This is a genomic window from Janthinobacterium sp. MP5059B (genome assembly GCF_001758645.1).
GTDB lineage: Bacteria > Pseudomonadota > Gammaproteobacteria > Burkholderiales > Burkholderiaceae_D > Janthinobacterium > Janthinobacterium lividum.
The window spans coordinates 282568-306719 of the sequence record NZ_LRHX01000022.1 but is presented as its reverse complement, the minus strand read 5'-3'; the positions used below and the strand labels follow the sequence as shown (position 1 = coordinate 306719).

General features: G+C 57.6%; 19 protein-coding genes. 1 reads left to right on the top strand and 18 read right to left on the bottom strand.

Annotation, left to right across the window (positions count from 1 at the left end; genetic code table 11):
• Positions 1–92: 92 nt before the first annotated feature.
• The 8 genes from JAB1_RS27300 to JAB1_RS29080 form a co-directional block, all read right to left on the bottom strand.
• Positions 93–1358 carry a glycosyltransferase family 4 protein gene (locus JAB1_RS27300; protein ID WP_070282747.1) on the bottom strand — a complete coding sequence of 422 codons (1266 nt, stop codon included), beginning with the start codon at positions 1356–1358 and terminating at the stop codon, positions 93–95.
• Positions 1339–2649 (bottom strand): UDP-glucose/GDP-mannose dehydrogenase family protein, encoded by a 1311-nt coding sequence (locus JAB1_RS27295; RefSeq protein ID WP_070282745.1) that lies wholly within the window; start codon positions 2647–2649, stop codon positions 1339–1341. The genes JAB1_RS27300 and JAB1_RS27295 overlap by 20 nt, the downstream gene beginning before the upstream one ends.
• The gene (locus JAB1_RS27290) at positions 2646–4661 is read right to left on the bottom strand and encodes an alginate lyase family protein (RefSeq protein ID WP_070282841.1); all 2016 of its coding nucleotides are present in this window, start codon (positions 4659–4661) and stop codon (positions 2646–2648) included. Before JAB1_RS27290 ends, JAB1_RS27295 begins: the two co-directional genes overlap by 4 nt.
• 7 nt (positions 4662–4668) lie before the next feature.
• A complete protein-coding gene (gene asnB, locus JAB1_RS27285; RefSeq protein WP_070282743.1) occupies positions 4669–6537 on the bottom strand; it encodes an asparagine synthase (glutamine-hydrolyzing) in 1869 nt (622 codons plus the stop codon).
• A 26-nt stretch (positions 6538–6563) separates the two neighbouring features.
• The gene (locus JAB1_RS27280; protein WP_080753338.1) at positions 6564–7646 is read right to left on the bottom strand and encodes a glycosyltransferase family 4 protein; all 1083 of its coding nucleotides are present in this window, start codon (positions 7644–7646) and stop codon (positions 6564–6566) included.
• Positions 7647–7765: 119 nt separating this feature from the next.
• Positions 7766–8452, bottom strand: a complete 687-nt coding sequence (locus JAB1_RS27275) for an acyltransferase (protein WP_070282741.1) — start codon at positions 8450–8452, stop codon at positions 7766–7768.
• 61 nt (positions 8453–8513) lie between these two features.
• Entirely contained in the window at positions 8514–9497 is a 984-nt protein-coding gene (locus JAB1_RS27270; protein ID WP_161789565.1) for an acyltransferase family protein, read from the bottom strand.
• Positions 9498–9534: 37 nt separating this feature from the next.
• On the bottom strand, positions 9535–10740 hold the full coding sequence (locus tag JAB1_RS29080; protein WP_080753334.1) for a glycosyltransferase family 4 protein: 1206 nt from the start codon (positions 10738–10740) through the stop codon (positions 9535–9537).
• A 190-nt stretch (positions 10741–10930) separates the two neighbouring features.
• On the opposite strand from JAB1_RS29080, the gene JAB1_RS27255 reads away from it, so the two are divergent.
• Entirely contained in the window at positions 10931–11428 is a 498-nt protein-coding gene (locus tag JAB1_RS27255; RefSeq protein ID WP_240317614.1) for a DapH/DapD/GlmU-related protein, read from the top strand.
• Positions 11429–11487: 59 nt separating this feature from the next.
• Here the strand turns inward: JAB1_RS27255 and JAB1_RS27250 are convergent, their stop codons facing one another.
• The 10 genes from JAB1_RS27250 to JAB1_RS27205 form a co-directional block, all read right to left on the bottom strand.
• Entirely contained in the window at positions 11488–13707 is a 2220-nt protein-coding gene (locus tag JAB1_RS27250; protein ID WP_244965417.1) for a heparinase II/III family protein, read from the bottom strand.
• 378 nt (positions 13708–14085) lie between these two features.
• Entirely contained in the window at positions 14086–14760 is a 675-nt protein-coding gene (locus JAB1_RS27245) for a glycosyltransferase (RefSeq protein ID WP_052140108.1), read from the bottom strand.
• A 47-nt stretch (positions 14761–14807) separates the two neighbouring features.
• Positions 14808–16070: an oligosaccharide flippase family protein gene (locus tag JAB1_RS27240; RefSeq protein ID WP_083300030.1), complete on the bottom strand. Its 1263-nt coding sequence runs from the start codon at positions 16068–16070 to the stop codon at positions 14808–14810.
• The gene (locus tag JAB1_RS27235; protein ID WP_034782122.1) at positions 16067–17659 is read right to left on the bottom strand and encodes a hypothetical protein; all 1593 of its coding nucleotides are present in this window, start codon (positions 17657–17659) and stop codon (positions 16067–16069) included. The genes JAB1_RS27240 and JAB1_RS27235 overlap by 4 nt, the downstream gene beginning before the upstream one ends.
• A 78-nt stretch (positions 17660–17737) precedes the next feature.
• Positions 17738–18439, bottom strand: coding sequence for an exosortase-associated protein EpsI, B-type (gene epsI, locus JAB1_RS27230; protein WP_052140107.1), 702 nt, complete (start codon positions 18437–18439; stop codon positions 17738–17740).
• Complete coding sequence (xrtB, locus tag JAB1_RS27225; protein WP_070282731.1) at positions 18436–19344, bottom strand: exosortase B; 909 nt, start codon at positions 19342–19344, stop codon at positions 18436–18438. The genes epsI and xrtB overlap by 4 nt, the downstream gene beginning before the upstream one ends.
• Positions 19344–20222, bottom strand: coding sequence for a chain length determinant protein tyrosine kinase EpsG (gene epsG, locus JAB1_RS27220; protein WP_034782117.1), 879 nt, complete (start codon positions 20220–20222; stop codon positions 19344–19346). The genes xrtB and epsG overlap by 1 nt, the downstream gene beginning before the upstream one ends.
• An 18-nt stretch (positions 20223–20240) precedes the next feature.
• Entirely contained in the window at positions 20241–21650 is a 1410-nt protein-coding gene (gene epsF / locus JAB1_RS27215) for a chain length determinant protein EpsF (RefSeq protein WP_034782114.1), read from the bottom strand.
• A gap of 62 nt (positions 21651–21712) precedes the next feature.
• Positions 21713–22501, bottom strand: coding sequence for a polysaccharide export protein EpsE (gene epsE, locus JAB1_RS27210; protein ID WP_034782113.1), 789 nt, complete (start codon positions 22499–22501; stop codon positions 21713–21715).
• A gap of 45 nt (positions 22502–22546) precedes the next feature.
• Complete coding sequence (locus JAB1_RS27205; RefSeq protein WP_342355193.1) at positions 22547–23530, bottom strand: EpsD family peptidyl-prolyl cis-trans isomerase; 984 nt, start codon at positions 23528–23530, stop codon at positions 22547–22549.
• Between the last annotated feature and the right edge of the window lie 622 nt (positions 23531–24152).

The following is a 24152-nucleotide window of genomic DNA, read 5'->3' as shown; positions in this document are numbered from 1 at the left end:
CACTTCGCAAACAGTTTATTGAGGAGCATGCACGCTCGACACTATAATCCTTCAGACGATCAGCAGGCCGCGCACGGCGCTGTTGTCCGGAGCTATCCGCCGCCATCCTTGCTCAAGGTCACTGAAACGGCGGGCGTGGCGGCGGGAAACAGGCGCGCATACGCGGCCAGCAGCTTGGGCGCTTCATATTCCCACTCCAGCTCGTTGATCACGCGATGGCGGCCAAACGCGCCCATCTGCTCGCGGCGGGCGGGATCGTCGAGTAATTCAACGATCTTGCGCGCCATGTCGATGGGGTCGTTCTTCAAGGCATACAGCGACGCCTGCTGCGCGGACACCTTGCCCTCGACCAGGTCGAATTGCACGATCGGCTTGCCAAGCGCCATGTATTCCATGATCTTGTTCATGGTCGACTTGTCGTTCATGTCGTTGGCCACGTCCGGGTTCACGCACACATCGGACGTGTTGAGCATTTCCAGCAATTGCTGGTCCGGCACGCGCCCGGTAAACGTCACGTAGTCGGCGATACCCATGTCCTGCGCCATATGCTTCATCTGTTCCAGCGACGTGCCGCCACCCACCAGGCCGAACTGCACATCCTCGCGCTTCAAGGTCTGCACGATGTATTGCGCCGCCTGCAGCAGCAGATCGATGCCTTCCTGCGCGCCCATCACGCCCACATAGCCGACCAGGTAAGTGCGGCCCTTCTTGAGCTCCGGCACGGGCGGCAGCACGCGCAAGCGGTCCAGCTTGGGCCCGCTGCGCACCACGTAGACATCCTCGGGCTTCATGCCGCCCCGCTCGATGGCAATCTTCTTGTACGACTCGTTGGTGGCGATCGACACGTCGGCGCTCTGGAACGACCAGCGCTCGAACAGCACCATCAATTTATAAAAGAAATCGCGCCGGCCGAACTTGGCTTCGTACAGTTCCGGATTGATGTCGTGGTGGTCGAACAGGAAACGCTTGCCCATCGTCAACTTGAAGAAGCCGCCGATGAGGAACAACAGGTCAGGCGGATTGCAGGCGTGAATGACGTCGAAGCCGCGCGCGAAATGCACCTTCCACGCCAGGCGGAAAGTGTGGAACAGCGCCAGCGAATATTCGACCAGATAGCCCTTCGCCCCTTCCGCTTCCAGCGGGAGGTTGTAGCGGTAGATATGGATGCCGTCGATGGCTTCGTAGCGCGACTCGTAACCCTTGCCCGTCGGGCAGATGATCGACACTTCATAGCCGTTCGCATGCAGAGTGGTCGCTTCCTGCCACACACGCCGGTCGAATGGCGAGGGCAGGTTTTCCACCAGGATCAGCACGCGACGCGGCTGGCCTGCCACGGTGTTACCAGCAGATGCCGTCATACTGTTCTCCACTTTGTTCCTTGCTGATGCGCACCAGGTCGACGATGTGCTGGTGCGGCTTCAGGCTGCCCGGCACACTCTTGAATTCGGCTGCGCCATTGCCGATGACGATGGTGTCGGCAAAGTCGAGCACGTCCTGCATGTTGTCCACCATCAGCTTGGAAATATGCGGGATCATGTTCAGGATGTAATCCTGGTTGGCACCCGTCAAGGCGGCCAGGTTGACGTTCTTGTCGTACAGCTTCAGTTCGTAACCTTTTCCCAGCAGATACTCGATGACATCCACCAGCGGCGACTCGCGCAAGTCATCCGTGCCGGCCTTGAACGAGAAGCCCAGGATGCCCACCTTGCGCGCACCTTTGTCGACGATCATCTTGATGCCCTTTTCCACTTGCCGCTGATTCGACGGCAGGATGGAGTTAAGCAGCGGCAAATCGAGGTCCAGGCTGCGCGCCTTGTAGGTCAGCGCGCGCACGTCTTTCGGCAGGCACGAGCCGCCGAAGGCAAAGCCCGGCTTCATGTAGTACGGCGACAGGTTCAGTTTGGTATCCTGGCAGAAGATTTCCATCACCGTGTGGCCATCGATGCCGACAGCCTTGCAGATGTTGCCGATTTCATTGGCGAACGCCACTTTCACGGCATGCCAGGTATTGTCCGTGTACTTGACCATCTCGGCCGTTTCCACATCCGTGCGCACCAGCGGCGCGTCCATCTTTGCATACAGTTGCACCAGCAGCGCGCCAGCCTTTTCATCGGATTCGCCAATCACCGTCTTCGGCGGATTGTAGTAATCGTAGACAGCCGTGCCTTCGCGCAGGAATTCCGGGTTGTTGCACACGCCAAAGTCGACGCCGGCCACCTTGCCCGACGCCGCTTCCAGGGTCGGAATGACCAGCGAGCGCATGGAACCAGGCAGCATGGTCGAGCGCGCCACGACGACGTGGAAGCTGTCCTTTTCACGGATGGCGGCGCCGATTTCCTGGCACACCTTGCGCACGTGGCTCAGGTCCAGGTTGCCATTGAGCTGCGAGGGCGTGCCCACGCAGATGAGCGACATGTCCGAGCCGAAGACGGCGTCGCGCACATCGAACGTGGCGCGCAAATGGCCGCTCTTCACGGTGGCGGCGATCATCTCGCCGATGTCTTTTTCAATGATGGGCGTAGTGCCCTGGTTGATCAGCTCAACCTTGGTCCTGTTCGGATCGACGCCGATGACTTCGTGTCCATCCGTTGCCAGGCAACCGGCCGAAACGGCACCCACATAACCCAAACCAAATATGCTAATTTTCATGTTTTCCTCGTATTTTCTGACAGATCAGGGGTAGCCAAACTCAGGTGAAACTGCGTGCGCAAGGTGACCGCACCTTGCAGCTGCCCACGCCAGACCACCACAGGCGCAGCCTGTTTTTCATCGAAGCGGTACGAAACCCAGCCCAGGGGCGGAGCTTCGCTGCCGCATACCAATTGCACGGAGGCATCCGGCAACGGCGGCAAATGTATTTCCAGCGAGAAGGTGTCGCCCGCCACGCGCAGCACCTGGCCGTCCAGCTGCACGCGGCAGCGGGGATCGATGTGCCAGAACAGCTCCACCTCATGCGCGCCCTCGCATTCGAGCACATCGTCGACCACGATCAGCGCGGCGCCGGGCGCCACGCGCACGTCGCGCCGGTGCAGCACGGCATCTTTCAATCCCAGGTAGCCGTCATGGCTGGCGCTCCAGAATTGCCCATCCGCATCATCGCGCCACGTCAGGCACTCTGCCCTGGCCTTACGCAGCCACAGGAAGTTACCGCCCGACTCGGACTGGTCGCGGCCATCGATGCGCACGGTGTTGTGCGCGCTGGTGCCGCGGAAATAGTCGCGCCACTGCTTTTGCGTATGGTAGGCATACGTGCCCGGGTCGACCAGCACCATCTGGCCCGCCACGGACAAGGTCAGCGCCAGCGCATCGGCATGACCGTGGGCGGCGATGCCCAGGTAGCCCAGGGGACCGGCGTCGGCGGTCAAGCGCACTTCAGCGGGCGTGCCAAAGCCGGCGCCCATCACGTAATAGCCACCCTCGGGGAAGGCGCGCGGCAAGGTATCCGGCGCAGCGTCCGGCAAGGCGTCAAACGCCTGGCGCCCCGCCTCGCCCAGCAGCCAGGCGCTTTTCTCGTCGAAGGTACGCGCCTTGGCCTTGAAGTCGGCGCGGCCGAACAGGGCTGCACCGCTGGCCAGCAGCGAGGTGTAGGGATTGGCGCCCGGCGCCTTGTCCCAGTGCGCCAGCAGCGCGTCGTCGGCGTCGCCGATCATCGGCACCTCGCCCACCACGCTCGTCATGGCGGCGATAAAGTCCAGCATGGCTTCCAGGCGCTGCAAAAAGGCGGCAGAGCGGGGCCGGCCATTGGCGCGGCCCGCCAGCACGCACAGCAGCATTTCATCGGCCACCGTATGTTGATAATAAATCGCTTGCTCGCGGTTCACGCCATCCGGGCCGTTCTGTTTCAGCGCCTGCGCTTCCAGCTCGCGTTCCGTCTGCGCCAGCCAGCCGGCACTTTCTGGCCAGCACGGCCATGTGACCGCCGCGATATGCAAGCCCGTCAATTCACCAAACAGGTGATTGTTGGCCGACGAGTGACGCGAAAAATGGCCGGCGATGAAATGGCAATGCTGGTAGATGCTGTCGAGCCAGCGCTGCAAGAAGGCTTGCCCCTGCGCGCCCTGGAACAAGGGACTATTGATGCCACCGAGTAAATGCCACGCATGCGACCAGCTGACCAGGCGCAAAGCCAGTTCCAGCGCGCTGCTCCAGTTCGGTCCCAGCGGATACGGACACTGCTGCCACCATGATTCGAGCAAGGCTTGCGCGCCGTGCGCATGGCGCAGGTCGCCACCGAGGCGGTACGCCATCGCCAGGTCGGCCACAGCCAGGTGGCGGTTCGGTTCCCACAGGCATTTGATGTCGCCTACCACCGCTTCATCGCGGTAATTGAGCGTCTTGCCAAAGCCCAGCGGCACCACGGTGCCCGTCTTCGGATCGCGGTTCCATTCGGGCGGGAAACCCAGGTCCGCATCGCGCAGGGCGAAGACATCGAAGCGGCCCGCCAGGATGCGTTCGGCTGCCGCCAGGTGCGGCGCTGCGTCGATGGGCAGGCCCAGCCATGGCGCGCCGAAACGCTGGCGCACGGCGGGCGGCGGCACATGCGCCAGGCCATAGCCGCGCGCCTGCAGCCGCTGCTGCACGGCATCGCGCACACGGTGCGCCACCTCGGGCGCCCCCATGGCGCGCAAGCGGTTCAGTTTCCAGGACAGGTTGCTCAGCATGGACATCTCACAGATACTGGCGGTGCCAGATTTCCAGGGTAAGCAAGCTCCACAGCAGCTTCTCGTGGTTTTGCCGCCCGGCCACGTGTTCGGCCAGCACCTGCTGCAAGGCTTGCGCATGGTAATAGTGACGCGTGCGCGACTCGGCGCCCGTCAGGTGCTCGTACAGATAATCCTTCATGGGGCCGCGGAACCATTCGTTGACGGGCACGCGGAAACCCACCTTCGGCCGTTCCAGGATGGCTTGCGGCAGCAACTGCTTCATGGCTTCGCGCAAGATCCACTTGGTGGTGCGGCCTCGCACGCGGTACTCGTCCGGCAGGCTCGACACGTACGCGGCCAGTTCGTGGTCCATGAAGGGCATGCGCGCTTCCAGCGACGCGGCCATGGTCATGCGGTCGCCCCGCTCGAGCAGATTGTCTGGCAGCCAGCTCCGCTGATCGAAGCACAGGATACGGCGCAAGGCGCTGTTGCCGGCGCTGCCGCAGCCCAGCGAGGGATCGCGCTGGCGCGACGGCGCCTGCATGGCCACCAGGCGCGCGCGTTCCTGGTCGGACATCATGCCGAACCAGCGCGGCATGCGCTCGTCGAACGCTTCCAGGCCCAGGTTCACGATGGCCGTCTTGGCACGGCGGAAACGGTACGGCAAGGCGCCGATGGCCGGCTCGATCAAGCCGTGGCGCAGCAGGCCCGGCAGCATTTGGTAGTTGCCCGCATAGCGTTCGTACACGTGCTTCGGGTAGCCGCCGAGGATTTCATCGGAGCCTTCGCCCGTCAAGACCATCTTCACCGTCTTGCGCGATTCCTTCGCCAGCAGGTAGATGGGAATGTCTGACGGCTCGGCCACGGGGGCGTCGCGGAAGCGCACGAGGTCGGGCAACAGCGCGATGACGTGGTCGACCGATACTTCCAGCTCATGGTGCTCCGTGGAGAATTGCCGCGCGATATCGGCCGCATACGCCAGCTCGCTGAAGCCGCCCTCCTTGAAACCGACGGAAAAGGTTTTCACGGGCATGCCCGCATGGCGCGACATCAGCGCGACCACGGCCGACGAGTCTATGCCGCCGGACAAGAAAGCGCCGAAGGGCACGTCGGAAATCATGCGGATGCGCACGGACTCATCGAGCTTGTCGAGAAAAGTGGCGACGGGGTCGGCCGGCAACGGTGCCGCCACGCGCGGCCGGCTGTCGGCAGGCGTGAAGTACACCTGTTCGCGCAGTGCGCCATTTTCCCATGTCAGGGTGGAGCCAGGCGCGAGCTTGCGTATCCCCTGGAACAGGGTTGCCGGACCCGGCACATAGCGGTAGGCAAAATAATCCCAGATGGCGGACTCGTCAGCTTGCGCGGCCACACCAGGAACGGCCAGCAATGCCTTGATTTCCGAGGCAAACAGCAAGCCGCCTGCGTGCTCGCACAGGAACAGCGGTTTCTTGCCGAACGGATCGCGCGCGATAAACAGGCGGTCGTGGCGCGCATCCCAGATGGCGAAGGCAAACATGCCGCGGAAATGCCGCACGCACTCCTCGCCCCACTGCACATACGCGTGCACGATGGTTTCCGTGTCGGATGCGGTTTTGAACGTATGCCCCAGTGCAATCAGTTGCTCGCGCAGGGGCTGGAAGTTATAAATTTCGCCGTTAAAAATTACTTGCACCGAACCATCGGCATTGCCCAGTGGCTGGTGGCCGGTGGCCAGATCGATGATCGACAAGCGCCGGTGCACCAGGCCGACACGATATTGTGCATTGCCGGTGGCGACATCGAGTATGCCGGTATCGTCGGGGCCACGATGAGCAATCGCCGCGCCCATCGCGGTCATGATGTCACGCTGTCCAGGAACAGATGCGGGGAGAATGAAACCAGCAATACCACACATGAATAACAGCCTCTTGAAAAGTAATCTTATCGACGCAGTGCGCCATAGGTGTCGCGGAAATCCTGCGCCAGGCGCTCCAGCGAATACTGGCTCTCGATGCGCAAGCGGCAGGCCTGGCCCATGCTTTGCAGCAAGGCACGGTCCCCATCGAGCCGTAAAATAGCCTGCGCCAGTGCCTGTGGATCGCGCAGTGCCACGAAAAAGCCGTGCACGCCATCCTGCATCACGTCGGGAATGGCGCCCACCGGACACACCAGCGCCGGCGTACGGGCTGCCATACTTTCCAACAACGCATAGGGCAGGCCCTCATGATGCGTGGGAAACCCAAATACATCCGCACATTTCCACAACTGGTCTTTCTCCTTGCCAAACACCGGCCCAAGGAAGCTTACGGCGTCTTGCAAGCCCAACTCGGCGGCCCGCGCCCGCAATGAGGCCTCGGCCGGACCGCTGCCGGCGATCTTCAATGTCGCCGTCACGCCGGCAGAGCGAACCATGGCCAGGGCCGCCAGCAGTTCGAACAGGCCCTTGCTTTCCGCCAGCCTTCCCACGTAGACCAGAAGCAAGGGGCGAGCATGCATCCGTTTGTCCTGCGGATCGTCGGCGATATCGATGGCATTCGGTATCACCGCCAACGGCAGCGCTTCGTCAAAATGCCGGTAGGCGCGCAATTCCGTTTGCGCCAGCAACACGACCTTGTCAGCGGAACGCAACACCTTGCGCAATAGTCCGGTAAGCAATGGCCGGTTGCCAAAAAAATCCTCTGGCAGCGCGCCGCCATGCACCTGATAAACGACTTGTTTGCCCATCAGTTTGGCGATAAATACGTACACGATATCGCGCCAGTAACTCTTTTGCTCCATCGACGTGTTCACATGGACAATATCGGGACGTTTCCGCAACAACGATACGGCAAATTGAAACGGGCTGGTCAACAGACGCACCAATTTTCCTGGCGCAGACTCCCCGCGTCCTTCGCTGCCCACCTGGAAATGTACAAGATGAAAATCTCGCGACAAGCTGGATCGGTACATTTGATTCAGATGGGTACTGACTCCACTGACCGCATCAAGGGACGGTCCAAGCAACATCACAGTAATCATTTTCATATTATAAATTATTTTTTTGCAATCTAGTTAATCATGTAACCAGTGTGCGGGCGACATCACTTTACGCCGGAGAAAAAAGCTGGAGAAAGGCTAAAGGACGTGCTTTTCGGAAATAGTGTTCAGTCGCGTATGCCGGCGGCATGGAGAAAAGCCTCAAAGGACGCGAACTGCGCCTTGTGATTCGCCACATACCGCGGATAGGCCCGATCCAGCTGGCGTTTCACCGGCACGCGGTCGTCCAGTTGGTCGCCGTCCATGAACAATGGAAATTCCTCCCAGAAATCCTCCACGACAGGACGCCGCCCCAGCCGTTCCTGGATGCTGCGCGCATACTCAAAGGCTTCTGCCACACATTTGACTTTGCGTTTTTCATAATACTGTTCAACATTTCCGACAATCCGCGCCGGATTCCCCGCCACGATCGCGCCAGACGGCACGTCCCTGGTGACGACGGCCCCATAGCCGATCACGCAGTTATCGCCGATGGTCACGCCCTTGAGCACGGTGCAATTGCGGGCAAAATACACATTTCGGCCGATTACCACCTTCCCCGAGGAATTCACGAAGTCGCCATGCAAATCCAGGAACAGGTTGGTGACGAAATCATGCGTCAGAATCTCCGTGCCGGAATTGATCGTCGTTCCCGCGCCGATTTCCAGCAAGGTTGGGCGTGTGACATCGATACTGATGGTCTTCAAATTCCCCCAACGAATGTTTTCGCCAAGCGCAACGCCGCGCCCGCGGAGCATCTGCTCAAAACGACGTACCCGCCGTGCAGCAAGCATTTTTTTTATAGAAGCAAGCATACCGATTATCCCAAGTCATTAATAACAGAACCATCCACGCGGTGCGGGACAGTCGTGCAACTTACAAAATATAGCGCCAACGCCGCGCCAGCAGCATCAACGGCAGGCTGGCTAGCAGCGACAGGAACAGCCCTGCCAAGGTCAGGCTTCCCCAGTCTTGCCATCCCCAATAGACGGCCAAGGCCAGGCAAGCAGGATGAATAAAGTAGACTGCGGATGACATTCTGGAAGCCAGCATGCTGCCGTGCGAGGGGGCATGCAGTGCCACCATAAAGCATGCTGGTGCGGCCAGGGCCAGGGCAAACAGCATGTCGAAACTTTTCTTCGTTGCGCCTTGCAAGAGATAGTTCGCATGCGATTCCAGCACAACAAGAAGCAATGCGGCAGCGGCAACGCTCGCCATCGCCGTCAGACCTCGCGGACGCCAAGCATGCCTGGCAATCAAGAAACCCGCACACAGGAAAGGGAAGCCGAAAAACAAAAAGTTACGAGACGTCCAGTTCAACGCCACGATATTTTGTAGCAGAGACGATGAGAAATTGTGATAAACGCGACAATATTGCAGGCAGCCCCCCATGACAAACAAGATGGTCGCCATTGCGGCAAGACGGATGCTTGCCTGCTCACGCAAGCAATACAGCAAGATCCCCCCACAGATCAGACCCGCCATATACCAGAGGTGGTGATACCCCATCACCATCGTGGCAAACAGCATGGCCCAGGCAGTCGCGCCGGAGAGTGTCTGCGGATGCAGATAGCAGGGCAAATACAACACCATCCAGCATACATAAATACCTGCGGCTTTTTTCAACCATGAAAGAAAAGTGGCCCGGTTCGTACATGCCTTGCTGAAATAATAGCCATTCATGATGAAAAACACGGGTACCGCTATACGGAACAGGCCGTTGACCGTCAAATAAGCCCCCTCTCCCACGGCCGCGCTGCCGGCATGCAAAGCCAGTACCATGACGGCCAGCACCATGCGAAATCCATCAAGCACCCCGTCACGCGATGGCGTGCTATTTACTGGCGACAAAGTTCCCATCCATTGATCTCCTTTGCCCTCGTTACATGGCGAAAGCCTAGGCGGCTGCGATATGGCGATACTGCTGAGCAACTTGCGCCGCAATGATGGCATAGCTGCGCGCGCTGGCAATGTACGCCGGCCCACGGCTGGCCCGCAGGCGGGCGCGTTCTGGGTCGGCCAGCACTTCGGCCATGGCGCCGGCCATGGCGGCCGGCACGCTGGCCGTCAGCCAGCCTGCCTGACTGGCCTCCAGCACCTGCACCTGGTCGGGGCTGTCATTGCCGATGGCCGGCATTGCCAGCGCCAGGTATTCCAGTAATTTGGTCGGGGAACTGACATCGTAGCGGACTCCGCGCGGAATATAGGACAGCGCCAGATCGGCGCCCAGCAGCAATTCCCAGGCTTGCGCCGAAGGCAGCCACCCGGTAATGCGCACGGCGTCGGACAGGCCGGCACGTGCCGCGTGCTGCAGCAAGTCCTGCTCATCCTGGGCATAGGGCGAACCGCCGATCAATAACAGACAGGCACGCGGAACCGTTACGCGCAACAACTGGAGCGCATCGATCATGCGTTCCACATTGCGCGACTTGTCCAGGGTCCCCAGATAGGCGAGCAGCGGTACGTCCTGCCAGCCTTCCGGACGCCGGCTCGATCGGGGGGCGCCTTCCATGAGTTCCATGTCCACGCCCATCGGCACGGCACTCAGACGCTCGGCGGGAATTCCTTTTGCAATCATATAGTCGCGCATGGCATCGCTTTGCACGAAGATGTGCTTGGCCCCCGGCAAGACGAACCGGTATAGAAGTTGCGCCTCCAACAATCCTTTGAGCAGTACCAGCCGCTGACGCAGGCTGGGCCGGCGAGCCAGCTGATGGCGCGCGTTTTCTATGCGGCCTTCGCACATCAGGTATGAGACCCAATAGGTAAATGGAATTTTCTTGAAACGGGCAATCCACATTCCAAGCAGGCCGATCGAGACCATGTCGCGTACCTGGATAATATGGCAATCGCCACGCCGGGCCGACAACAGGCTACGAAGGCTCAACTTGATGAACGACCATTCGCGCCGCAGGCGGCTGGCGTGATAGGGGGGCCGCTGCGCCGAGGCAAAATTCTGCTCCTGGAATGGCGTACTGTCCGCCGTCCCCACCAGATCACAGACGACTTGATGGCGGGGCAGATACTTACCGAACAGGACAGCCACATCCGGGCGAAAAGTCGGCAATGCCTCAGGCACGAGCTGTAGTATTTTGAGAAACATGTATGAATAGTCGCAGAGGCAGGGTGAATCAATCGTCGAGGACGAAAAATATTATCATAAATGGCATAAAATTATTATAATTATACCATCCATGCCTGGGAACAATGTCAGTTACACCATATCTTCAGCAACATGAGTCGTACTGCAGAACAAAGTGTACAGGGCAACTGGCCACACATCCGATATTTCATTGCAATTTCACCAGCTATCCGGTTACGCTGCCGTCTACCGACGCCACGCCGCCGTCATCCATCGCCAACTTGAAAAGGCCGCGCTCTCCATGCTAAGAATATTTCGCCTGTCTGCCTGGCTACACCGTCATCGCATCCCGTTCTTGCCAAGAATGCTGTATGTGCTCAACCGCATGCTGTTTGCCGTGGTGCTGCCTCCAGGCGTAACAATGGGCAGTGACGTATTGCTGGCGTATAGCGGGCTGGGTATCGTGGTGCATGCACGTACCGTCATTGGCGACCGCGTCAAAATATCGCAGAACGTCACCATCGGTGGACGCGCTGGACTGCTGGAGGTGCCGGTGATCGAAGACGATGTGGAAATTGGTGCGGGCGCCTGTGTCCTGGGCCCCATTACGATCGGCCGCGGCGCGAAGATAGGCGCCAATGCGGTAGTACTGCACGACGTGCCAGCCGGCGCCACTGCGGTCGGCATCCCGGCGCGCGCCATATCGTAGAACCGCAACCACACTTGCAACAATGCCGGCGTTGCGCCGGCATTGTCATCAAGTTTGCATCAAGGCAAGACGATAGTCTGCGTGCCTATAGTGAGCTGTCGCCCTGTCGACGTTTGCGTCAGCTGTGGTTTGATGCCCTTGCACCCCACATCGAGCACCACCAGAAACTCGCCTTTCAATGCCGCAGTCGGTTTGAGGAAGGCCGCGTGGTCTTCTACCGTACCGGCCTTCGATGGTGGACTCAAACGCTTGGCCAGCGCCGTGCCGTCAGTCGACAATGACTGCAAACACAGGCTGCGATCAACGTTGACGATCTTCGCCGCATTGGTAGCGGTAAAAGTAATGGGCGCGGCTGCATGCAGGTTCCATTCGAAAATACGCGGTGTCGCAGAAGCGAGCGTATCGAGCACAACCACCATATCCTGCCCGCGCAAATACCAGACCTTGCGCAATGCCGTCGTCAACAACCCGTTGTAAGCGGGCAAGGCATCGCCTTCGGCATAGTCCAGCGTCGGCGACGTGTGGAAGGCAGTAATGCGCCCCTTGCGATCAAGCAACTCCAGCGTACCGGCGACTGGCTGGCCCAGCCCGCCATCGACCGTCACCGCATTGTGCGCCTTGGTGGTGCGATACCAGCTCATCGCTTGCGGCGACGCAAAATAATCCTGATAACCGGCTTCCGTCAGCAGTTTGCGGCCGCCGCTGTTGATCACGATGCTATTTTGATCACCATGACTATGGTTATAGGAGCCATACGGGCTGGACTTGAAGAAAACGGAAGTGCGCGCCCGATCGGCCATGCTGCTATGCATGGCCACCCAGCCGATACTTGGAAACAGCATTGCATTCGGCGGCGGCGCCGAGGTTGTCACTGTCGCCACTGGCAGGGGGTACGGCGCCTGCAGCAACGTAAGCGGACTTTCCTCCCCCACCGTGTTGCTGACAAACCACGCCGCAGCGGGCGTTTTCTGGCGCGAGATGAACGCCTTCATCAATGCCTGATCAGGCACGCCTTCATGTACGTCGCCAAACACATGGCTAGGGGTGCCAGGCGGAGTGAATTGCATGAAGAAATTGGCAAAGCCTGCTGCCCACGGTTTTTCGAACAGGTTGATGCCGGTTGCCTGGGCCAGTGGTTGCCACACCTGCATCTGCATGTCGATCGTGTATTGCGCATACGCCGTGCCATTTGAATAGCCCCCTTCGGCGCCACTCCAGACATGGATCAAGTGCGCATATGAGCGCACTGCAAAATCGAGCCAGACCTTCGCTTCAGGCGATTCGCCCAGTGCCAGGACAGAAATCAGGCTCAGGTAGCCAAGTGCCTCGATACCGTGCGAGTCCAGCGGTGTCTGGTCGAGCCGGCCATTTGCCACCGCCAGATTATTGTAGATTGGGCGCGCGCGCAGAACCGCCATGTCCATCCAGGCCTTGCGCCGTGGCGCGTCCAGCTCATTCCAGAGCAAGTCGGCCCCCTTGGCCAGCACCAGCGACATCATGCGCGCCACCTGGTCTTGCGATGCAAAACTGGTTGCCCCCTCGGGATTGAGCGAGGCGATCTGGTCGCCTCGCGCAATGGCTTCTTGCAGATACTTCTTGTCGAGGGTGAGCCGATACATGAGCGCTGCGGCTTCAAGCTGCCGTATCACGCCACCCATCGTATTCGACACCAGCGTATATTGCGCCGAAACCGCCGCAGCGCCTGCCGTCGATGACAAGGTCGGGAAGGTCGCATTGGATACCGGCGCCAGTGAAATCATGCGCGTATTCACCTCGGTAGTGAGCTTGGCAAGGGCTCCGCCGCGGTCTGCGCGCATGGCAGCGGACCAGGTGCTTGCCGGCTGGAAGTTGGTCGCCAGTTGCCGCGGACGTGGGTGGGCAAGTATCGCCGTACCAATATTACTATTCTCGGGCACGACAAATTGTTTGGACGTAGCATCAATCATGAAACCACGCCAATCCGACCAGTCGATGACCGTGCTCAGAGGACGCACCCGCCACGCATACTGGCCAGCCTCCAGGGGCTGCGCGAGCAGGATGAAATTGCGGCTGACGGTATAGGAGGTCGTCGTCCCGCCCTTACGTTGGATTTCAACGACATATTGCGCCGGATAAGTCCGATGACGCGCCCATGTGATGGAAGGGGGATTTTGCGGCTGCGTCTGTAATTGATCTGGCGCAGGGCGTACGATGCCTGGCGTGGCCGACATGACCCAGTCCGCCCGGCTGGGCAAACAAGTCACCAGCAGGCTGGCCAGCAGCAAGCCCGAACTGGACATTATTCTTGTAGGCATTTGATATCTCCTGATATAGAGGTGAAGGGCATGATAAGCGCCTCCCCGACTGCAGTCAGGCTTGCCGGTGACAATCACCAGTGAACATATCGGACTCAAGGGGGGAACTTCTTCAATTAAAACGGCAACAGGGAATAACGGCAGTGCCAGAAAAACCTGATTAATGTTGCATTCAGCCGTCACTATACACCAAGGAATTGTAAATAACTGTCGCTTGCAGACAACCACTCCACAAAAAAATATATACGCGCAGAGCCGCATGGAATGCGACTTAAGCAACCATTTACGAAAATGAAATGTGAAATATGGATAAATATAGCGCTTTAAGCATGACTAACCAACAAGCGAACAAATATCAAATAATTAATTCCAATTTCCCGGAAAAGGATTGAAGGAAATTTGCCATTTACGGCGAATGGCAAGTTTTGCCAAGGCACGGGATAGAAGTCGCTGCACGCGCCCATCGGCCCAGGAACCATGCAATCCATAGTGATGTACGCCATAAGTTTCCGCCGTCACATCCGCATACATGAATTGCCGGGGATTGCGCGCGATATCAGGATCATACGGATTAAACGGATAAAACGACTTGGGCGTCAGAATCCTGCTATGTTCCTCCCCCGCCAGGGCGACCGCACGTTTGAGGATATGCGGCGAAGTGGCAAACATCTGGCGCTTGCTTAGCTCATCAGCGATAAGACTGCGCGCATGCTGCATCGTTAAATCACCAGCCTGACAGGCGATAAATGCGGTGGCAATTGAACGCTTGCTTTCACGTGCCAGCAGGCAGTCCACGCCAATTAATAATTCATCAATCGGACGGATCAACTCAAGATCGGTATCCAGATAAATGCCGCCATGCGCCACCAGTGCGTCAAAACGAACCCAATCGGCGACAAATGCCCATTTTTTTTGCTTGATCGCCGCGCGACAATAGGCATTATCCAGATTGGAATTACTCTCATTCCACAGCTTGATTTCATAATCGGGACAGTATTTTCTCCATGATGCCACGCACCGCTCGTGCAAGCCATTCATCTGTCCATCGCCAAACCAGCAATAATGTATTAGCTTAGGTATCATATTTATTGAGGCATCAAACGCCGTAGTAAGAATATTTTTAATATAGCCACAAGAGAAACATGCACGAGAAATGCGCTGACACTGCCTAGCAGGCCGTAGTGCGAGGTCAGCAGCCATAACATCAGCAAGTAAAAGACATTCGACCCTATCGCGATAATAGTCGTCTGCCGCAACTTGCCAAGCGACCAATATAAGGCATGCGTCGTGACGAAGGTTCCCGCCAGCATGGCGCTGGCCAGCACCACGGCGAACTCCCATGGATAATTCTGCAGGCCAGAAAATATCAAGGGCATCCATAACGTTTGGCTGGCAAAGCACAGCGCTCCTGCGACGAGCGAAACGCCTGAAAGCACGCGCAGCGTTTTCAGCCACAGCGTAAAAGCACCGCGCACGTCGCCCGCGTTCACGCGTGAAGCAAATTCGGGGATGGAGGCTGAATAGAACGGGGCACTGGCCATATTCACCAGGGCATAAATCCGCTTCAGGATACTGAATACGCCGAGGTACTCTCCCGACAGGGAAAAGCCCAGTATCACGCGGTCCAGCTGAGCCACGGGCAAGTCACAGATCGCCTGGAAAGTACTCCAGCGTCCAGCTCTAACTATGCGACCTTGATCCACGGTGCTGGCCTCGAGGCTGCCATCGAGTCCTTTCCTGGCCAAGTGAATATATAAAAAGAGGCCCGCACAGCGCAGCGCTTCCGGCACAAAATAGGCCAATACCAGCATGAAAGCGCTTGGCGAAAAATGCGCTGCCAAAAATAGCGACAGCAGGCGTAACAGACTGCTCAGCAAACCAGCCAGCATCAATACCTGATATTTGTTAATCAGGCGAAAATAAGCCGTAGGGGTGCCCACAATGGGAAAAATGGCCGCCAAGGCCAGCAATATCAGCTGGGACAAAGAAAAGGTGCTTAGCTGGCTTAGCTGAAACAGCTTCAGTATCAGCATCACGGTCATGACACCGCACACCGCGAGCAATTCGAAACGCGCGCTCTTCCAGACAGCGGCACTCAGTGCCTGCGGCAACAGGCGGCGGCCGGGCAACTCAATCAGCAATCCTTGCCAGTACTGAAAATTGCACACGGTGAACACGGCCAGCGCAATTGACTGCACCAACACCAGGTGACCGAATGCGGTGATACCAATAATCTTCAGGCTGAGTGGAATGGCAAGTACGCTGACGCCTGCCGAAGCTATGTTCAGCAGAAACATCATCGAACTGTTCTTGAGCAAATTATTAAAACTGCTGCGCGAATGGCTCATCGTCCCGGCAGTGCCCCGGCACGCGCTGTGCGCGGCTTCTGAAGCGGCTGAGCAGCTGTCGCATCCGCATGACGGTAACGGCAGAAATGTACGATACAGCCCAGACTGAAAAACATCAGCAATTGCAAGGTGGACTCATCAAGCAAGGCACGGTTGTAGATCACTGTCGTACTGAGCATGATCATTGTGACTGTACTGACATCCACTATCGCCAGCCGTTCCGGATCTGCCCCCGAGAATTTCACGTAACGCAGCCCCGCCACGATGCCCGTCAGGGGAATGGCAAGGAAGGCCAGCAAGCCGAGGACGCCGACATCCCATAGCAACGCGGAAATGGCCGTGGCGTTGATGGCCAGGCGACGATAACGCACCGCAACAATACCTTGTCCCGTACCTGCATTCGTGGCGCTTGCCCCTGGCCCGTAACCGACCAGCCGCTCCACCAGGGTGGGCATGGGGTCGCGATACCATAGATACATGGAAGCGCCGCGCCCCACCTCGCCAGTGGTGTAGTTGACACTGCGCGGGTCAAAGAAATACCCGCCCGTCCGGTCGAGCTTTTCTTCCACCGTCTTGCCGCCACCGATCACATCCCCCCAGTACAGTGCCTTATAGGCACCATACGTGCCACCCATGAACAGGCCAATAAACAGGCCAAAGGTAATAAAAGCAAAGATGTTTTTCAGCACGCGCTGGCGCAGGATCAAAAAGAGGGTCAAAGGCAGCCAGATAAAAACTGCCTTGACTTCGCCCAGGATACTGATTGCCAGAACCACCGCCAGCATAGCCGCTGGCAGCAAAGGGCCGCTCAGGCCGCGTACCCAGCGCGCCACCACATACAGCAGGCCGCTCGTGCTGAACAAGACCAGCGTAGCGCTCATGCCCAGTCCGAAAGTGCCAACGACACCATCCCAACCCAAGCTGCTCATCATGAAGAAATGCTGGTAAATTACAATTGGCAACTGGATCACAGTGACGATGGCGATCAGCTTCCAAAGCGTCTGGAGCCGGTTCAACGGCCATTCAAACCAGTACAGCGCAAACAGCACACCAAACATGGGTACGCAAAAGCGAAAGGCGGAAATCATCTTGGGCAAACTCAAGTGCCCAATGGCCATGCCGAAGAAAAAGAAGGACAAGTAGAGGAATGAGGCAACTATGACGGCGCTGGCGCCAAAAGCGGGCTTCGGCGCGCGCTCGCGGCGTCCATTGAAGGAACTCAACTCAAGAATGGCTCGGGCGAAGAACAGGGCGCCGAGGCCACTGCCCAGCCATGCCGCCAAACGCAGGTTGAACGCATACTGCGCCATGCCCTGCACCAGGAAGGTAAACACAAACAGGACCGGCAGCAAATTTTTCGTGTTGACCACCGCAACTACCGGCACGATCAGCATGATACCGGCGAGAATGAGGGTCAATTGGTTCGAACCGAGCGCCACCACGGCACCGAGCAGCAGCGCCAGAAAGGCCACTGCAAGCGCAATAAATACGGTGGAAGCACCCGGCATGCGCAAGCCCGCGTTTTTGCGGCGGGGGGAATTCGTTTGCGGCACACCTGCCGGGCTTAGCTTAGCTCGAAAAAAACTCATCTTGATTCCAATTTGGGTGCAGGCTTGCACCACATTGATTGTTTGGGCGGCAAACCAGGCAACCTCGCCAGGCAGGCGTTAGCTGCCCTGGCCCGAGAAATGACGACGATGCGCCGGTGTCATGGAGGACAGCATCTGATTGACAAACTCCTGGGCTAAAGTAAAGCCACGCGCATTATCCTGCGTAATCGTCGACACGCGCATCAGGGTAGCGTCCGGAATGCGGCCATCCAGCGCATAGGCCAGCTTGACCTTTTTCATCTGCCAGATGTCGTTAACCGCCTTCTCGCCAACCACGACCCAATAAATGATCGGCTCATTGCGATTATTTAAAGTTGCCACCAGGCGCGAGGCAGGAATGCTGCCGGCGATCGTCTCCAGTGGTTCATGCGTGGTGGCGCCGACAGCGAAGCCCTGGCCACCATAACAGCCTTCGGGGAAGTGAACCGACAAATTGTCGCTTTGATCCGTCCCGTAGGCAATCGATAGCATGATGCGTTCGCCATCACGATTGACATAGGTGCGCGTCAGGGTCTGGTTATAAATTTTGTTGATTTCCGCTAGCGCCGTCGGATTGACAACGGCGGAAATCTGCGTACGGTCTTCCTGCCAGTCACCGAACTCGGCAGGAATCGCCGTTTCCAGCATAATTTTCGGCCGGCTGTCAGCGATGCGGATCGTGGGGGTTGCACGCTGTCCGAGCCATAGTGCGAACAACATGCACAGACCCAGTATCACGCCGCTGATCCAGGACTTGCTCACTTGCGTATGCGTATTCATGGCTGGCCTCCCCGGCTGCGTTTGCTATTGCCGCGGCGCACTATCCATTGCAGCAAGGTGTCGAGACTAATAATCAGTATCAGGGCGCTGATGAAGAGCACCATGCCGGCAAAACCATGCAGGAAACCTTGACCTGCGGCATCACCAAAATAATACGTGATGAGCGTGAGCGTCACGACGCGTATCACATTGGCGGTAAAGGAAATCGGGATGATCAGCGTCGCCAGGACGATATTGCGGAACGGTGAAGTATGGCGCACCAGATTCAGGTAGAACAAGCCCAGCGCCTCAAGCGTCAACAATGTCTGCAAACCGGCACAGGCATCGGCGACCAGCAACTGATATTGCCCGATCTGCAGAATCACGCCACTGCGTGCGATGGGATAGCCGGCCCAGAACAACAGGTGTTCCGTGACATAGGAAACGGCGATCTTCATTGGCAGCGTCAATGCCGAGACGATAGCGCTAGGCAATGGGATCATGAAAAACATGAAGAAAAACGGGAACCACACGGCACGCAGCGAAGCCGTGCCAAACTTGAAGCAGACAAGCGACATCGTCACGACAACAAAGGAGCCTATCTCGAACGCCAGGATCTGTTGCGAGACGCCCGCGACATACAGCAGCAGGCCAAATACGAACATGACCGAACCCAGCACAGGGGAGCCGCGGGGATCAGCACGTTCCAGGAGCTTGGCGCGCTGGTGATACAGCAGCCACACGGACAGCGCCAAAATGATCGGTCCATGCGCCTGGTCTTCTGTCGCCCAAATACCATGGAAAAGCGAGTAAAACGATGGCAGGTACAGCGCCAGGAAGCCAACAATGATCGGCAACCATTCCAGAATGATCGCGCGCGACGGCAACTTGCCGCGCGCAGACGCAGGATGGCTCAGCGTACTCATCAAAAGTCTACCAGCACGGAACCGACGACTTCGACGCCGCTTTGCACCATTTGTTCCGTCATCGCATGGATATCGTGCAGCAGCGTGTAATTCTTGCGCGCCACCAGCAGCACGCCACCAGCCCGGGTTGCCGTGATCAAGGCATCGGAACCAACGGAAAAAGCGGAGGTATCGTACAGCACCACATCATAGCGGGACTCCAGCTGCGCATTGAGTCCGCTAAACGGCGAACGGCTCAGCATCTCCTGCGGGTTCGGAGGAAGCGTGCCGGCGCCCAGCACGGACAGATCGACAAAGGAATCGATTTTCGTGATGGCATCCTGATCAGCGCGTCCGGCCAGCATGTCAGACAGCCCCTGCCGGCCCTTCAAATCAAAGATCTCATGCTGACGCGGCGTACGCAGGTTGGCATCCACCAGCAGGGTGTGCTCCCCAAGCTGTGAAAATACCACGGCCAGGTTAGCAGCGAACAGGCTCGCGCCTTCGCCGGGATTAACGGACATCACGACCAGCGCCTTGTGGTCGCGCGCAAACCAGCGCAACATGAGTTGGCTGCGCACAGCGCGCAACGTTTCCACTTGGGCACTGAATGGCTGATAGGCCGCCACCAGCTTGTCGGAAAAATCACCCTGCCCCGCTTGCAGATAGGGGTAGTCGAACTGGCGCGCCAGAACTTGCTGGATATCGGCTTCCGTCACAAGTCCAAGGCGCTGTGCGGCTTCGCCAAAACGAATGCCCAGTTCTTTTTGCATGCGCAATACGCGCTCGGCATTTTCAGGCGAAATCTTGCCCGATTCAAGCAGCAAGCCGCCTATGCTCGAGTCGCCGCCACGCGGCAGGGTTGGGGTGGTCTGAACAGAATGTGGGACTGGATTCATGATGCTTTCCAATAAAAATTAATTTGCGCGCAAAGAGCGCGGCAACAGCGACCAGAAACGGTTCCCCCGTGAACGGGCTGGCGCATTCCAGGCAATGCTGCCAAGCATGGGCAACTGCAAGGCATCGGAAAGATCATTTTCAGAACGTACGCGGCGATCCAGCATTTCAGCCAGCAAGGCCACACCGATACCGAACATTGTGCCAAGGAACAGGGCCAGTACCGTATTCAACAAGACCTTGGGACCTGCCGGCTGGCTAGGTGGCACTGCAGGGTTCAACAGCGAGATATCGGACTGCTCGGATTGCCCTTCCAGGCGCGTCTGCGACAGGCGCTGCGATGTCGCCTCGAAAGCACGCTGGGCGCTTTCCACATCCTTTTGCAACACGCCCATCTCGTCCCGGGTACGGTTCAATTCCAGCACTTTCGCCTTTTGCGCGGCAAGCGCGGCACGAATGGCAGCTTCGCGCTGCGACATGATCTGCGCATTGTTGCCGACGCTATTGGAAGTAACACGCAGGCTTTCCTTCAGGTCACTGCGTAATTTATCCACTTCAGCCTTGGCGGACTGATACTGCGGGTGATTGGTGCCCAATCGCTGGCCAATTTCGGCAAGCTTCGATTCGGCGCTACCCAGCCCCACCTTCAGGCTCTGGATCAGTGGATTGGCCGCCACGTCGGGCGATTCGGCAAAGGCACCGCCCTGCGCCATGCGCTGGCGCGACGTCGCTTCCATTGCCAACCCTTGTGCCGCGACCAACTGCGCCGACAGGTCGTTGAGGCGGTTCGACTCGACATCGAGGCGGTTATCCAGGCTCACGATGCCATTTTTTTGTTGATACTCGGACAGACGGCTTTGCGCGCTCTCCAGGGCATCGCGCAACAGCTTCGTCTGTTCCGTGAAATACGTCGATGCCTTTCTCATGGGATCGACTTTAAGTTGAATACTGGTCTTTTGATACTCATCAGCAAAGGCATTGGCTACTGCCGCAACAAATTGCGGATCGCTACCCTTGAAACTGATGTCGACCACGCTACTTTCGTGCGAGGGAACAATTTCCAGCTTGGCCAACAGTAACTCGGCAAGCCAGTCACGCACATTGCCCACGCCCTTCGAGGCTTCATTGAACTGCGCAATCACGGCTGGACTTTCCGCCAGGTGCAATTGATCGACCACACGCAGTGCAACATTCTTGCTGCTGATAATATCAATCTGCGTGGCCATGTAGCCGGGTAACAACTGTCCAGGCATCGCCATCCCGGTGACGGGATCAATGCCCTTGTAGTTCATCAGTACCGACGCCGATGCCTTGTATGTCTTGGGCAGCAGCGCGCTGACGATGACGGTCGCGCCCACCGTAATCAGCAAGGTAATGATCAATATCCATTTGCGCGCACGCAGGATAAGTAAAAATTGTGAAAAATTCATGGTACAGCTCTCATATCAGAGAAATCGGTTCAGACAAATCATCCGGACGTGCGCGACGCAAATTAAAACAGGCTTTCCCTGACATACACGACGTCGTCGGTTTGCAGCAGATCATCGTGCTTCGCTTCAATCGTTTCCAATTTACCAGCGGTGTCGCGGCGCTTGATGCGCATGCTGCGCTCCGTGCCACGCTGCGTCAGGCCGCCACCGACAGACAGCGCCTGCAGCACGGTCATGCCCCGTTCGAGGCGGAAGGTCCCAGGTCGCTGTACCTCTCCATAGATATAGAAACGCGGCGTGCGTTCCACGTAAATCACGTCATTGCCAGTCAGATTAACGTCACGGTCCAGTGAACCGGCGCGCACCATTTCGATAATGTCGATCACTTCCTTGCTGGTCTTGCCATCACGCTTGCGGATCAGATTGATGGTATCGCCCGCATCGGCTGTAAAGCCGCCCGCCATTGCCAGCACATCCATCAGGCTGCGCTTGCCTTCGAGCGGATAACGTCCAGGGCGATTCACCTGCCCCAGCACGGATACCTGCTGGCTCTGCAGCGAAGTTACGATGATATTGACCTGTGCCTTGCGCAGAAAACCGCCGCCTTCGAGAAGGTTGCCAATTTTCTTTTCTGCAGCGGCAACGGAAAGCCCGCCAATGGGTACAGCGCCAACCAGAGGAAACGTGATCTCACCCGCTTCGCTGACGCGCGTTTCCAGACCAAGGTCCGGGCTACCGTACACGGAGATTTTCAGCACATCGCCTGCACCGAGCAAAACATCGGCGGCGCCGGCGACACCAGCGGTCAGCGCAAAAAAGGCTGCCATCATCCACATTGCAAGTCGTTTCATGATTTGCCTGCTTCCATAAAAATTGCGTTCATCTTATACCGGGCATTACTTCAGCCCAGCTGCTCCACGTTCATTCATTTCGTTCGACACTGCTGCCGGCGCGGCAGGCGCTGACGCCGGCGGGGCAGCCGAAGCCGAAGCAGCTGTCGAGGCTGCGTCCTTGCCCGCGGCAGGCTTGTTCAGATATTCGATCTTTGCCGTTGCGCGCAAACGCTTGAGCTCAGCATCGGCCACTTCCTTGGTTTTCTTATTGGCGAGAAACTGTTCGATTTGCGGCGCCGCCTGGGCCAAGGTCACTGGGCTATCCTTGATATCGACCAGCGAAATCAGCAAGGTACGGTCGCCTTCGCGAATAATGAATAACTGCCCTTTTGGCATGGTCAGCAGCTTCCCGCTCAACTCCGGCGCCAGATCGGCGCTCGAACGGGACAATTGCGTACGACCATACTTGACCTGATGCGTGTCGAGCCAGGCAGCCACGTCATCGAGCGACTTGGCTGCGTCCATTGCAGCCTTCAGCGCATCATTCATATCGGCGCTGGCAATAATCAACTCGCGCATATCGAACTGCTTGCGCTGGCTGAAATACTGTGGATTCTTTTCAAAATACGCTTCCACCTCGGCCTTGCCCGGACGGGGCAGCGCACCGATCTTTTTCTGCATATAGGCCTGTGCAATGATCAAAGACTTCGCGCGCTCGACCGCCTGCACTACCTTGGGGTCCCGGTCCATCTTTTCCTTGACCGCTTCGTTCAACAGCAATTGGCGATCGATCAGCGATTCCAGCAGTTGCTTGCTCGCGGCTTCTTGCTGCACAGCCTGTACATTGGCACGCTGCATTTCCTCATTGAGCTGAAGAACAGTAATTTCCTCGCCATTCACACTTGCCAGTGCCTGCCCGGCCTTTTTTTCCTTATTGCCACACGCGGCCATCCCTACTGCAGTCAGCAAGACCAAGGCCGAACACAGCATACGAGAGTTCAGTTCCGGCACGTGGACACTCCAACGTTGTTTATGCAAGAGGTTCAAAATTACTCCTTTAGTTCAGAAAAGAAATCGCTCACGACAATTTAATGACAAAAAACACAACTATACTATCAAAAAATATTGCCAAAATAACAGATTTCTCATGAAATTATGGGACTTGGCCACACAATTGTCAATATTATAAATATGATACACAATGTACAAGAGTCGCCGGAAAGTATTTGCTTAAAAATCCATTAAGCAGATTTAAAAACAACTGTTTCCAGGAAAACTCACAGCCAGAGCCATTTCATTCCTTACCTGCAGATTAACAAAATAGCATTTCTTGTGCTTGGTACGTATGTAGTTTCCTGCGGGCACGCTGTCGTAACGCGTTCCCGCGCAGGATCGGCGAGGATGGGGCCGTAGTCTGAAGCGCAGCATGGACATACCACCGGCGGGTGAGAAGGCGAAGCCATGCGAACCAGGCCGGCTGCCGGCAAGACAACCGAAGCAATACGCGTGGCCACCTGCCGTCACATGATGCTGTCGCACCTTTCTCATATTGTTCTTTGCATTACGCCTGGTTCGCCGGAACGGACCATGGGCCCGTACTTCGAATGCTTGCTTCATTTTAACGCGTATTGATCTGACGCAAAACAAATTCCCTACAGTGTTGCGGCGT